The organism is bacterium (genome assembly GCA_035703895.1).
In the GTDB taxonomy this organism is placed as follows: domain Bacteria; phylum Sysuimicrobiota; class Sysuimicrobiia; order Sysuimicrobiales; family Segetimicrobiaceae; genus Segetimicrobium.
On the sequence record DASSXJ010000052.1, the window covers coordinates 1 to 11,952 of the forward strand.

13 protein-coding genes and 2 pseudogenes are annotated in these 11,952 nt (G+C 63.8%); 12 read left to right on the forward strand and 3 right to left on the reverse strand.

Annotation, left to right across the window (positions count from 1 at the left end; all coding sequences use genetic code 11):
• The 5 genes from VFP86_03760 to VFP86_03780 are packed head-to-tail and all read left to right on the forward strand — an operon-like array spanning position 1 to position 5,127.
• Positions 1 to 1,305, forward strand: coding sequence for an acyclic terpene utilization AtuA family protein (locus VFP86_03760; GenBank protein ID HET8998742.1), 1,305 nt, complete (start codon positions 1 to 3; stop codon positions 1,303 to 1,305).
• Entirely contained in the window at positions 1,302 to 1,625 is a 324-nt protein-coding gene (locus VFP86_03765; protein HET8998743.1) for a DUF4387 domain-containing protein, read from the forward strand. The genes VFP86_03760 and VFP86_03765 overlap by 4 nt, the downstream gene beginning before the upstream one ends.
• Positions 1,626 to 1,653: 28 nt before the next feature.
• Positions 1,654 to 3,168, forward strand: a complete 1,515-nt coding sequence (locus tag VFP86_03770; protein ID HET8998744.1) for an ABC transporter substrate-binding protein — start codon at positions 1,654 to 1,656, stop codon at positions 3,166 to 3,168.
• 29 nt (positions 3,169 to 3,197) lie between these two features.
• A complete protein-coding gene (locus VFP86_03775) occupies positions 3,198 to 4,208 on the forward strand; it encodes an ABC transporter permease (protein HET8998745.1) in 1,011 nt (336 codons plus the stop codon).
• A 19-nt stretch (positions 4,209 to 4,227) separates the two neighbouring features.
• A complete protein-coding gene (locus VFP86_03780) occupies positions 4,228 to 5,127 on the forward strand; it encodes an ABC transporter permease (protein ID HET8998746.1) in 900 nt (299 codons plus the stop codon).
• A gap of 15 nt (positions 5,128 to 5,142) precedes the next feature.
• On the opposite strand, the gene VFP86_03785 is transcribed toward VFP86_03780, so the two are convergent.
• Positions 5,143 to 5,736 (reverse strand): molybdenum cofactor guanylyltransferase, encoded by a 594-nt coding sequence (locus VFP86_03785; GenBank protein HET8998747.1) that lies wholly within the window; start codon positions 5,734 to 5,736, stop codon positions 5,143 to 5,145.
• Between the two features lie 192 nt (positions 5,737 to 5,928).
• Positions 5,929 to 6,597: a dihydrofolate reductase family protein gene (locus tag VFP86_03790; GenBank protein HET8998748.1), complete on the reverse strand. Its 669-nt coding sequence runs from the start codon at positions 6,595 to 6,597 to the stop codon at positions 5,929 to 5,931.
• Between the two features lie 315 nt (positions 6,598 to 6,912).
• On the opposite strand from VFP86_03790, the gene VFP86_03795 reads away from it, so the two are divergent.
• Positions 6,913 to 7,386 (forward strand): hypothetical protein, encoded by a 474-nt coding sequence (locus tag VFP86_03795; protein ID HET8998749.1) that lies wholly within the window; start codon positions 6,913 to 6,915, stop codon positions 7,384 to 7,386.
• 5 nt (positions 7,387 to 7,391) lie between these two features.
• Here the strand turns inward: VFP86_03795 and VFP86_03800 are convergent, their stop codons facing one another.
• Positions 7,392 to 7,973: an ImmA/IrrE family metallo-endopeptidase gene (locus tag VFP86_03800; protein HET8998750.1), complete on the reverse strand. Its 582-nt coding sequence runs from the start codon at positions 7,971 to 7,973 to the stop codon at positions 7,392 to 7,394.
• A gap of 270 nt (positions 7,974 to 8,243) precedes the next feature.
• Here VFP86_03800 and VFP86_03805 point away from each other — a divergent pair, with 270 nt between their 5' ends.
• The 6 genes and pseudogenes from VFP86_03805 to VFP86_03830 form a co-directional block, all read left to right on the forward strand.
• Complete coding sequence (locus tag VFP86_03805; GenBank protein HET8998751.1) at positions 8,244 to 8,993, forward strand: SDR family oxidoreductase; 750 nt, start codon at positions 8,244 to 8,246, stop codon at positions 8,991 to 8,993.
• Positions 8,994 to 9,169: 176 nt separating this feature from the next.
• Entirely contained in the window at positions 9,170 to 10,315 is a 1,146-nt protein-coding gene (locus VFP86_03810) for an iron-containing alcohol dehydrogenase (protein ID HET8998752.1), read from the forward strand.
• Between the two features lie 155 nt (positions 10,316 to 10,470).
• Entirely contained in the window at positions 10,471 to 11,241 is a 771-nt protein-coding gene (locus tag VFP86_03815) for an SDR family oxidoreductase (GenBank protein HET8998753.1), read from the forward strand.
• Positions 11,225 to 11,422, forward strand: a pseudogene (locus tag VFP86_03820) (nitronate monooxygenase). Before VFP86_03815 ends, VFP86_03820 begins: the two are co-directional and overlap by 17 nt.
• Positions 11,423 to 11,468: 46 nt before the next feature.
• Positions 11,469 to 11,708 (forward strand): annotated as a pseudogene (locus VFP86_03825) (hypothetical protein).
• Positions 11,671 to 11,952, forward strand: a 282-nt coding sequence (locus tag VFP86_03830) for an acyl-CoA dehydrogenase family protein (protein HET8998754.1), incomplete at its 3' end; no start/stop codon positions are given. The pseudogene VFP86_03825 and the gene VFP86_03830, both read left to right, overlap by 38 nt.

The following is an 11,952-nucleotide window of genomic DNA, read 5'->3' on the forward strand; positions in this document are numbered from 1 at the left end:
GTGGCGACGCGCCCCGATTTCATCGTGGCGGACTCCGGAAGCGACGACATCGGCCCGGGCTCGCTGGGATCGGATACGTCGACGAGCCCCGAGGCGTGGCAGCGGCACGATCTCGAGCACATCCTGCTGGCGTCGCGCAGACTGGGCGTGCCCATGCTCATTGGGTCCGCCGGCGACACCGGCGCCAACAGCCGCGTCGACCGGTATGTGGAGATGATCCGCGAGATCGCCGCGCGCCATGCCCTCCCGGCGTTCCGGCTCGGATATTTCTACTCCGAAGTCCCGAAGGATCTGCTGCGGAGCCGGATGGCCGCCGGCGAGGCCGTCACCGGGCTGAACGGCCGGCCCGATCTGAGCCCGGAGGACCTCGCGGCCACGGATCGCGTCGTGGCCATGGCCGGCATCCACCCGTACAACAAGCTCCTCGATCTCGGGGCCGACGTCATCATCGGCGGCCGCAGCAGCGACTGCGCGATCTGCGCCGGGCCGGCCATCCGCGCCGGTTTCCCGGAAGCCCTCTCCTACTACCTCGGTAAGGTCCTCGAATGCGCCTCCTTCTGCGCGGAACCGTACGGGGCCAAGGAGAGCGTGATCGGCGAGATCTCGATGGAGGACGTGAGGGTGACCGCGATGCACCCGGAGCAGCGCTGCACCATCGCGTCGGTCTCCGGGCATGCCATGTACGAGCGCTCAAACCCGTTCCTTGAACATGTGCTCGGCGGGGTGCTGGAGATGACTGGCTGCCGCTACGAGCAGCACGACGAACGGACGACGCGGATCACGGGGCCGGTGTTCACGCCCGCCCCCGAGCTCCGGGTGAAACTGGAGGGCGCCGGCAAAGTCGGGGAGCGCTATGTTGGGATTGCCGGCGTGCGCGATCCCTATACGGTGGCCAACATCGACCGTGTCATCGCGTGGGCCCGGCAGCAGGTCGAAGAGCGCTTCGGCCGCAGCGGGTATGAACTCCATTATCAGGTGTTTGGGCGGAACGGGGTCATGGGCGATCTCGAACCGGTGAAGACGCCGGCGCACGAGTTGGGCATCGTCGTCTACGGCGTCGCGCCCGACAAAGCGATGGCCGAGGAAGTCTGCATGACCGGCACGCGCCAGCTGTTCTACGCGCGCCTGCCCGAGGTGAAGGGCACGGCGGGCGGCGTGGCCTTCCCGCTCGACGAGGTGCTCCCGGCAAGTCCGGCCTACCGCTGGACCATCAACCATACCCTGCGGGTCGACGATCCGCTGGAACTCTTCCCGCTGCATCTCGTCGACGTCGGGACGCGGGTGGAGGCGGCGAGCCGGCGATGAACACCGCCAAACTGTCGACGCTCGCGAAGGTCGTACGCAGCAAGAACGCCGGGGTCGATAAGATCACGTTCGATATCATCTTCGCCGACCGCGGAACGTACGAACGGACGACGCGGAGCGGCGCGATCACGAAGGCCTCGGTGGCGCGCCTCTACGGAATTCCAGAAACGCGCATCTCCGACTTTGTCGAGTTCGACCCGGCGTGCGCGATCAAGTTCACCGTCTACCGTACGCGGCCGAGCGGGAGCCCGGGCGACCCCGACATCTTCGGGGCCCAGCAGTACGCGCCGCTGCTCGACATCGAGATTCCCATCGCGTAGCCGGCCGCGCGATGTGGGGGGGTGTGTGATGCGAGGGAGGACATGGGGGATCCTGACCGCCGCGCTGCTCACCCTGTGTGTGGCCAATGCGACGGACGTGTACGCGCGGACGTTGTCGTTTGTGCTGGACACGACGCCGAACCGCGCCACGGAGGCCCAGGCGATTGTCGCGCAGCTGGACCGCGCCGGCATCACCGCGCAGGTCCGGGTCTGGCAGCTGTCGGTGCTGATCGCGCAGATCCAGGCGGGCCAGCGTGTCGCGTACACGACCGATTGGGGCAGCGCCTACTTCGATCCGTTCGATCTGGCGGTGCCCAAATTTGTGACGCGCGCCCGCGGGAATTTCTCGTTCTATTCCAGTCCCGCCGTGGACCGGGATATGGCGGTGGCCTCCAGCACGGGCAACGAGGCGGCCCGCAAAGCGGCGTACTTCGACGCGCAGCGCACGCTCTATAATGACGCGCCGTGGTCGTTCGGCTACGTCCTGCAAAACATCGAGGCGCAGTCGACCGCGGTGGCGGGCTGGGCCCCCGCGGCCGACAACAGCGAGAGCATGTACCCGGCCAGCCTGCGAAGCGGCGACAGTCTGGTGATCGGGATGCGCAACGACTCGATCGCCCCGCTCGATCCGGGCATTCCCCCGACCGACAGGGAAGCTGTGCTGCGCAACATCTATGACGCGCTGGTGGCCCATACCTTGGACGGGAAGGTCGTGCCCCAGCTGGCGACCTCCTGGCGCAAGGTTGGTCCGGCGGTCTACGACTTTACGCTCCGCCCCGGCGTCAAATTTCAGAACGGCGACCCCCTCACGGCCGATGACGTGGTCTTCACGTTTCAGCGCGTATTGACCCCCGGCGCGATCAGCGGGCAGTCCAGCACCCGCAAGGACCTCCTCGGGCCGCTGCTCCGGGTCCAGAAGCTCGACGACACGCACGTCCGGTTCGTGTACGGCGCGGCGTTCCCGGAGGCGCTCTTGCTCCAGGCGCTCGTCCATTTTCAGATCGTACCCCAGAAGTATCTCCAGCAGGCCGGCGAGGCGGGGTTTATCGCCAAGCCGGTCGGCAGCGGCCCGTTCCGGTACGTACGGGGCGCGCTGAACGCAGAGATCGTGCTGGAGCGCAACGATTCCTACTGGGCCGGCCCGGCGAAACTGCGGCAGGTCATCTTCCGGATGATGCCGGAGCCCTCCACGCGCATCGCCGCGCTGCTATCGGGCGAGGTGCAGATCATCCAGGAGGTGCCGCCGGATCTCGTCGACCGGCTGAAGAGCAGCCCGAACGTCCAGGTGCAGACCGCCGAGGGAACGCGATCGTACGAGATCGAGCTGAATAACAAGGCGGACCCCTTCAACGATCCGCGCGTGCGCCAGGCGCTGAACTACGCGATCAATTGGGACCCGATCCTCAAAGACATCTACCACGGCTACGCGAAACGGCTGGCCACCGCGTTTCTACCGACGGGGTTCGGGTATGATCCGTCGCTCAAGGCGTATCCCTACGACGCGGTGAAAGCGAGAGAGCTGCTGAAGCAGGCGGGGTACTGAGGGCGAGGCGCGGTTCGACCCGCGAACCCATGCGCTGGCTGCGAATCGTCCATCGGGTGCTGCTGGCCATTCCGGTGGCGTTGGGCGTCGCCGTGCTCGCGTTTTTCTCGCTGCACTTACTCCCCGGCGATCCCGTTCAGATCATGCTGGGAGACACGACCAGCAGCGCCGCGCTCATCCGCTCCGTGCAACACGAACTCCACTTGGACCAGCCCCTGCACGTCCAACTGGTTCTCTTCCTCACCCAGCTCGCGCATGGCGACCTGGGCACGTCGATCGTCCAGCACCGGCCGGTGGCGGCCTTGATCGCGGAAGCGCTGCCCGCTACGATCGAGCTCACGGCCGCGACGATCGTGATCGCCGTGTTGATCGCGGTGCCGCTGGGGCTCGTGAGTGCGCTTCGGCCCGGATCCTGGGTCGACCGCGCGGTGCTCTCGACTTCGCTGCTCGGCGCCAGCATGCCGGCGTTCTGGTTCGGGCTGCTGCTGATCCTGTTCTTCGCGGTGAACGGCCGCCTGCTCCCGACGTCCGGCCAGATCGACCCCGCGATCGGCGTGCCGCCGGTCACGGGGTTCCTGCTCGTCGACAGCCTGCTCGCCGCAAATGGAGCGGCCGTCATCAGCGTCCTCCGCCATCTCGTCATGCCGGCGCTCACGCTCGGGGTCGTCTTTGCGGCCGTTCTCGCCCGGACCATCCGCTCGTCCATGATCGAGGCGCTGCATCGCCAGTACGTCACGACGGCTCGCGCCAAAGGGCTTTCCGAGGCGGCGGTCGTCATCAAGCACGCGCTTCGGAACGCGCTCATCCCCGCGATCACGGTCGCCGGGCTGCAGATCGGCGAACTCCTCGGCGGCAACATGATCGTCGAGACGGTGTTCGCATGGCCGGGGCTCGGACGATTGGTCGTCAACTCGATCTTCGCCCGGGATTACCTCGTGGTGCAGGCCGCGGTGATGCTCTATGCTCTCACGTACGTCGCCGCCAATCTGGCCGTCGACGTCGCGTACACCGTGCTCGACCCACAGATGGAAGTGGCGTGACCCCCGCCCGGCGCCTCGGTTGAGCGCGAGCACGCTCTCCCTCCTGTATCCGATGCGGCGGCACGGCGCCCGCGCCCTGTCATCCGTGCACCGGGTCTCGGCCGGGCTCGCGGCCGAATCCGTCGGATGTGCCGCCGGGGTGCTGGTGGCGCTGTATGTGCTCGGGGCCGTGTTCGCGCCGCTCATCGCACCATACAGTCCGGCGGCCACCGATCTCGCCGCGCGCCTCGCGCCGCCGTCGTCGGTCCACTGGCTCGGGACCGATGCGCTCGGCAGAGACGTGCTCTCCCGGATGATCTACGGCGCCAGGGTGAGCATCCTGGTCGGCGTGCTCACGGTCGGGCTTTCCGCCGTGGCGGGGACGGCGCTCGGGATGTTGGGCGCGTACGTTCGCGGCGGCATCGACATGATCGGCGCGCGTCTCGTCGAACTGCTGCAGGCGTTTCCATACCTCATCTTCGCCATCGGCATGATGGCGTTTCTCGGGCCCGGTTTTTGGAACCTCATTTGGGCGCTTGCGCTCAAGGGCTGGATCGAGTTCTACCGGCTCGCCCGCGGGGAGACGCTGTCGCAGGCCAACCGGGAATACGTGGAGGCGGCCCGGGCGATGGGCTACCCCAACTCCTGGATCCTCGTGAGCGAGATCCTGCCCAACATCGTGAACACGGTGGCCGTCGTGGCGCTCTTGCGCTTGGGCTACTTTATGGTCCTCGAAGCGTCGCTGTCGTTTCTCGGCGTCGGCATCCCGCCGAGCATTCCGGCCTGGGGCTCCATGATCAACGAGGGCCGGAACGTCCTGTTCACCGCGTGGTGGGTGAGCACGATCCCAGGACTCGCGCTCCTCGTCCTCGTGCTGGCCGTTAATCTCTTCGGCGAGCGGATGCGGGAGATTCTCGATCCACACACCGCCGCCCGATAAGGCGGCTACCAGCCGTCACGTTCCCGGGGGGACGGTCGCCTGCACTCGGGCGTAGTCCTCGGGCGTGTTGACGTTCACAAACGAGCGGAGGTCGGGGTCGAACCGGCGGAGCTCCTCGACTTCGACGGTGCGCACGCGCACATCCTTGAGAAATCCTGTATTGCGCCCCCGGCGCGCGATGCATCGCCGGATCGGTTCCAAGCACGCAGGCGTGTAGACGGCGTGGAGGGGTTCATAGTCCCCGCCGTGCCGGGGGATCACGACGTCCACCCCCTCGGCGAGCGAGCCGAGGTAGAGGACGAGGGCGGGGTTCAAGAACGGCATATCGCAGGCGCACACGAACGTCGGCCCCCCCGTGTGCAGGACCCCCGTGAAGATCCCGACCAGAGATTGACGCCCGGGAAGGGCATCGGGTACGAGCCGGACTCCGAGGTGCTGGTAGAGCTCGGGCGTGTTGGTCACGATCAGGATCTCGGGACAGGCCTCGCGAAGCCGTGCGATCACCGCTTCGATCAGGGTGGTGCCGCCAATCGGCAGCAAGGCCTTCGGCCGCCCCATCCGCCGGCTCTCGCCGCCCGCAAGAATCACGCCTCCCAGCGTCACGCCCACGATCTTCCGCTCGTCGCCGGGGAGTCCTGCCGGTGTGTATCGTGATCCTAATACCCATGACATGAAAACCGCGACGACCGCGTTGGACAGCCTCGCCGTCCGGCGGCCTCGACCGACGCCTGAGGATCCTCAGCACCTACTTCGAGGAGCGGGTGGAGAATTATCTGGGTTTGGTGCACTTCGCATGCGCCCTCATCGTCTACCGACTGATGGTCTTAGGATAGGTTCTAAGACCACGTGGGTCGCTTTTGGCGTGCACACGTGCTCGGCGCATTGGTAACCGAGCTTGAGCATGTCGATGTTCGCGAACAACTGCTCGCCCGACCCGAGAAGTATCGGCGAAATGGCGAGATGGAGATGGTCAATCAGTCCAGCGCGCAGAAACTGTTGGATCGTGGCAACGCCTCCTCCAATGCGAATGTCTTTTTCGTTTGCTGCTGCGGAAGCCCGCTCTACGGCAGCATGAATACCGTCGGTGACGAAATGGAACGTAGTCCCGCCCGCCATCGAAATGGGGGCTCGCGAGTAGTGGGTCAGCACAAATACTGGAACGTGGTACGGTGGGTTTTCACCCCACCACCCTTTCCAGTTCTCGTCAGGCCAGGGCCCCCGGACAGGCCCAAACATGTTGCGTCCGATGATCCATGCTCCGATGTTTTCGAAACCACGCGCGGCAAAATCATCGTCAATTCCTGTCGTTCCGCCGTCTCTTCCATGCATGCGTTGAAAGGCGCGAGTCGAAAACACCCAATCGTGCAACGCCAAGCCGCCAATGCCGAGTGGATTCTCAAGGCTTTGACTTGGCCCAGCACTGTACCCGTCGACCGAAATCCCAAACGCGTGGACTCTCATCTTAGGCATGAGCCAATGCCTCCTCCTGACGCGGCTTCGAAGCCGCCGCTCCCGAACGGTTCTGCGGTATTAACCCGCGCGCCGGCCACCCGTCGGATCCGGCTCACTACATGGTCGAGCGGGCGCACTCGGAATCGACATAGCCCGCAGGCCAATTACGGCCTCCCCAAAGGGTTTTGGGATAGGCTCTAAGGAATAAGGGGACTCAGGAGAGTTATGGGTGGATCAGATTCACCTGTTCATTATATGCGGGTCTGACCGGGAGCCGATGTGGGCGCTACCGATGATGACCGGGGGTTCCACCGGCTTTAAAGGGGGAGAGAGATGCAGAAGCTGGTGAACGCCAGCGCGATTGGCGTCCTCGCAACGGCAGTCTTAGTGGTCGTGCTCGCTTGGGTCGGAGTTGCTGTGGCGCAGCCGGCGGGTTCAGACCTGAGCGGTCACTGGATAATGACGATCACGGTGACGCAGGGGAACTCTGTGGATCAGGCGCGGTTAGGCCAAGGCGGCGATTTGTCCTGCGGCCAGAGCGGGACCCTCATGACGTGCTGGAGCCGAGACGGCAATATCCTCTTGGGGGGCGCGCGTGATGGCGCTGCGGTTCAGATGAAAGGGAGATGGGAACCAGAGGGAATACGCATCACGCTTACCGGGGAATCAGAGGTCATTCGCATGACGCTCGACGGGCGACTCGTCAATCCGACCCTGATGCAGGGTTACTTCGACGCGGACATTACTGTGGGGTTGGGCGATTACAAGGCGTCTGGGGAATGGAGGGCCATGAAGGCTGGCAACTAGCGTCGCTAACTCCAGGTCTCTTTAGCCACAGACTGAACCCGCTTCATCTGCTCGAACTGAACGCGCATCGCCATCGGCGTCACGCCGAACTCGTCCGCGAGCCGCTTGACCCGGTCCTCGAGGCTCAACTCCCCCTTGACTGGGCGTTCTTGCGAGATCGCGAACCATCGCTTCCGCACCTCGAAGAACGGCATCAGCAACTCCGCCGCGAATGCGCGGGCTTCGCGTTCATACAGGAGACGACGTTCCTCAAGCAGTCCCATCGTGGGCTTGCCGGGCTGAGTGCTCTCCACAAGCCGGTGGTCCAGCAGGACGTGGCCGAGTTCCTCGGCGAGAGCCCACCGTCGTTCCTGTTGCGAGGAGAACCGATGGCGCCGGTTGAGGATGATCGTTCGCCGGCCGGCAACATCGCCGATGGTCCCGCGGACCCCGTCGACAAGGACGCGCTCGACAACGGGCACACCCGCGAGGTCGATGATCGCCTGCACGTCCACAGGCGGCTTCTGGCGGGTGAGCGTGAGCAAGCCGCGGGCCCGGTCACGGGCAAGATCGTAGCGTATCTCGCGGCTCTCTGAAGAGGTCCGCATCCTCTGATAGGTTAGCAAGCGGTCGTGGCGCTGTCCGGCGTAGCGTGACCGTCCCTCGCGAAGACCGTCTGAGTCTCCAACCGCGCCATCCAGATCCAAGGGGACTTCTGGGATCGCGACATGGTGCTCTTGGCCGGAATAAAGCCGGTTTCGTGAAGAGTTTGATCAGGAGAGAGATCAATCACCAACCATCGTAAAGTGAGGTACTAACCGGTGCTGCAGACCGCGGGTAAGCATCTTAACCGAATCGAAGTTCAGCAAGGAACGGGCGTGAAGAGGAAGCTGGAAGCCAAGATCGCGCTCGTGACTGGGGGAACCACCGGCATTGGACTGGCGACGGCGAAGCTCTTTCACGCGGAAGGAGCGCGCGTGATCATAACGGGAAAGAACCGGGCGACTCTCGAGGTCGCGCGCGCGACCTTGCGCGGGATCGCCGAGGTTGTATCGTCCGACTCTGGAGACGCAGCAGAGATCGAAGACCTTTTCGCCCACGTGGCCAAGGAACACGGCGCGCTCGACGTGCTGTTTCTGAACGCGGGAATAGCTAGTTTTGGCACCATCGCGGCGATGGACGAAGCGAGCTTCAATGAGGTCTTCCGCGTCAACGTGAAAGGTCCCTGGCTCGCGTTGAAGGCGGCCATGCCCCTGCTCCGTCGCGGAGGCGCTGTCATCCTCAACGCTTCGATTAACGCGCATCTGGGGATGGCAGGCACGAGCGCGTATGCGGCGTCGAAGGCCGCGCTCCGCTCGTTCGCACGAACAGCGGCCTCCGAACTGGCCGAGCAAGGGGTTCGTGTCAACGCCATCAGCCCGGGACCCACCGATTCGGGGATCATTGAGAAGGTGCTCTCAGCCGAGGCCGCGGCGGCCGCCCGCGCTTCGCTCAAAGCCAGGATCCCACAGGGGCGATTCGGATCGACCGACGAGATCGCACGCGTGGTGCTGTTCCTCGCCTCCGACGACTCGTCTTTCATGACGGGAGCAGAAGTCGTCGTCGATGGAGGAATGACCCAGGTGTGATCTCCGCCCGAAACGTCCCCCGCATCGTAACCTATGAACTGAGCACGACCGGCCGAAGTAGACGCCGAGGCCCATCGCTAGGCCAGCTTGGACGGGTCACGGCATAGAGGAGAGTAGGACCACGGGAATCCGCAATGAAGAGCAAATAGGTGCAACTCAAATCAGGAGAGATGATCATGGAGGTCAACTTCATGCCTTTGGAACCGCCGGTAGGCGAATTCAATCTGAGCCCCCTCGAACGGCTGATTTACGGTCCTGGAAAAATAGCGGCCTTAAAAGATGAAATGGAGCGGCGCGAGTTGCACCGCGGGCTGGTGGTCACCACGGGCGGGGTGGCCGAGCTTCCGATCCTCAAAGAGGTCACCGGGGCGCTCGGTTCGCGGTGCGCCGGCGTGTTCGCCGGGGTGGTGATGCACGTGCCGCGAAAGACTACCGAGCTGCTGCAGAAGGAAATGGAGCGGTTCGAAGCCGATTCGCTGATCAGTTTCGGCGGCGGTAGTGCGATCGATTCCTCCAAGGCAGCGGCCTATGGACTATTGCCGGGGCGCGAACTCATCCATATCGCGGTTCCCACGACCGTCTCGGCGGCGGAATACACGTGGGGAGGCGGGGTTACGGACGAATCCACACGCGTGAAGAGCAGCGTCCTCTACGACCCGCGTGTGATGCCGCGCACCGTGATCAACGACCCGGCGATGACGCTCGCCACCCCGGACTGGCTATGGGTCACGACGGGGATGCGTGCTCTGGATCACGCCATCGAGTGCGCCTATGCCATTCGGCACCAGCCTATCAGCGACGCGCTCGCCAGTAAGGCAATCGCGCTGATGACGGAGCATCTGCCCGCGTCTGTCCGCACCCAGGGCGCTGAGCGGCTGGCCCACCGCGGGCACTGCCAGATGGCGGCCTGGTTCTCCATTTACGGCGCCATGAACACACGCTTCGGGCTTTCCCACCTGCTGGGCCATCAGATCGGACCGCGATGGAACGTGCCGCATGGCGTGACTTCGTGCATCACGCTGCCCAACTCGATGCGCTTCATGGCGGAGATGGCCGCCGGCCGATTCGGTCCTATTGCCGAAGGCTACAAAATTCCTTTCGACCCGGACAATCCTAAGGCGGCAGCGCTGGCCTGCGCGGACCGCACTGCAGAGTTCATCGCGCAATTCGACGTGCCGAAGACCCTGCGGGAGGCCGGCGTGCCGCGCGAGGAGCTGGGAGAGATCGTGGCTCCCATTGCACGCGAACTCGCACACATGGGAGTGGTCGATCGGCCGATGACGGAAAAGGAAGTGCTCGGGCTGCTGGAATCGGTGTACTGAGGAAAAGGCCCGAGCGCTCATCGCATGCGAACCAACTTGCGATCAAACTGGGGGACATAATCATCGGTGTCATTTTACAACCCTGATGTTTCCGAAACTCGATAACGTTTGTTTGTATCGGCGATACGCCGCGAAACACTAAGGAGGAGACAATCATGACATTAAGATCCTCTTCGTCGGAAGGCCGGGTGCAGGACGCGCTCTCGGGAAGACCCAAGGTTGCTATCGTCACGGGTGCGTCGAGTGGGATCGGCCTCGAGATGGTGAAGAAGCTGATCGAAAAGGGTTATCGCGTGGTTGCGAACTCTCGGAACATTACGTCCACTATGACGCTCCACAACACAGCCGACCTGAAACTGGTGGACGGCGACATTGGTATCGAGGAAACGGCCAAACATGTCGTGCGCACCGCAATTCAGACTTTTGGAACTGTCGATTTGCTGGTAAACAACGCAGGCGTCTTTATTCCCAAGCCCTTTACCGAGTACACCGCCGAAGATTTTCGGAGGGCAACGCAGACAAACCTGGCAGGATTCTTCTATGTGTCGCAACTCGCGGTGGCGCAAATGCGTCTCCAGAAATTCGGACACGTCGTCAATATCTCCACCTCGTTGGTAAGCCAGCCTATCGCAGGAGTCCCCGGAAGCCTTGCAAACCTAACCAAGGCAGGCTTGGAGTCCGTCACACGAGCCCTAGCCATTGAATTTGCGGCCGAGGGTATTCGCTTCAATGCCATTGCGCCCGGTGTTGTAAACACACCGATGAATCCCGTCGAAGCGCATGAATTTCTTAGGCAGCTGAGTCCACTGAAGCGGCTAGCCGAAGTTGGAGAAGTGGCCGACTTGCTGCTTTATCTGGAGTCTGCTCAATTTGTCAACGGCGAAGTAGTCCATCTGGATGGTGGGGCACATGCTGGCAAGTGGTAATGCAAGGAAATCCTGGAGGTCCACCAGAGTCGCACAACAACTAGGCATCGATTACCCCATCATCCAAGCGCCATTTGGCGGACTGCCGTCGCAGCGTCTGACTGCAACCGTATCCAACTTGGGAGGGCTCGGCTCGCTGGGAGCGGTCACACTTGGCAGTTCAGCGATTAGCGAGGTCATTGCTGAGATCCGCGGTTTGACAAGCAAACCCTTCGCCATCAATCTAGGACGAACTGCGCAGCGTCAACGCGCACATCGAGATGTTGCTGCGGCAGGCGTTGGCCGGGGCGGGTCGGTTGCCGAGGAACGTGGGGGACCCGCCGCGACGGGGTCGACCGCCGCGGACGGAAAACCCGGCCCCCGTAAGCGGGCCGGCCGGTTCCGTCGAACCCCTGAGTGCGCATACGTTTCAGCTGTGGAGGTGGCCCGATGCCCATGAATTGCAGCCTGGACGACCGGCAACGTGAACTCCAAGCCCGTGCCCGGCGGTTCGCCGTCGACGTCCTGCGGGAGGCGAGGACCGCCGAGAACCTGCCGACCCCGGAGGAACGCTTCGCGGCGACCAAGCCGGCGTACGAACGGATGATCGCGGACGGCTACCTGCGCCTGTGCATCCCGGAATCAGTCGGTGGCGACGGCCGGTCGTTGGTGGACACGGCGCTGGTGTACGAGGAGCTGTACACGGAAAACGCGAGCGTCGCGCTGACCCTG

Coding starts and splice junctions, on each gene's coding strand:
- VFP86_03765 (HET8998743.1), top strand. CDS start 1,302: ATGAACACCGCCAAACTGTCGACGCTCGCGAAGGTCGTACGCAGCAAG.
- VFP86_03770 (HET8998744.1), top strand. CDS start 1,654: ATGCGAGGGAGGACATGGGGGATCCTGACCGCCGCGCTGCTCACCCTG.
- VFP86_03775 (HET8998745.1), top strand. CDS start 3,198: ATGCGCTGGCTGCGAATCGTCCATCGGGTGCTGCTGGCCATTCCGGTG.
- VFP86_03790 (HET8998748.1), bottom strand. CDS start 6,597: ATGCCTAAGATGAGAGTCCACGCGTTTGGGATTTCGGTCGACGGGTAC.
- VFP86_03795 (HET8998749.1), top strand. CDS start 6,913: ATGCAGAAGCTGGTGAACGCCAGCGCGATTGGCGTCCTCGCAACGGCA.
- VFP86_03800 (HET8998750.1), bottom strand. CDS start 7,973: ATGCGGACCTCTTCAGAGAGCCGCGAGATACGCTACGATCTTGCCCGT.
- VFP86_03810 (HET8998752.1), top strand. CDS start 9,170: ATGGAGGTCAACTTCATGCCTTTGGAACCGCCGGTAGGCGAATTCAAT.
- VFP86_03815 (HET8998753.1), top strand. CDS start 10,471: ATGACATTAAGATCCTCTTCGTCGGAAGGCCGGGTGCAGGACGCGCTC.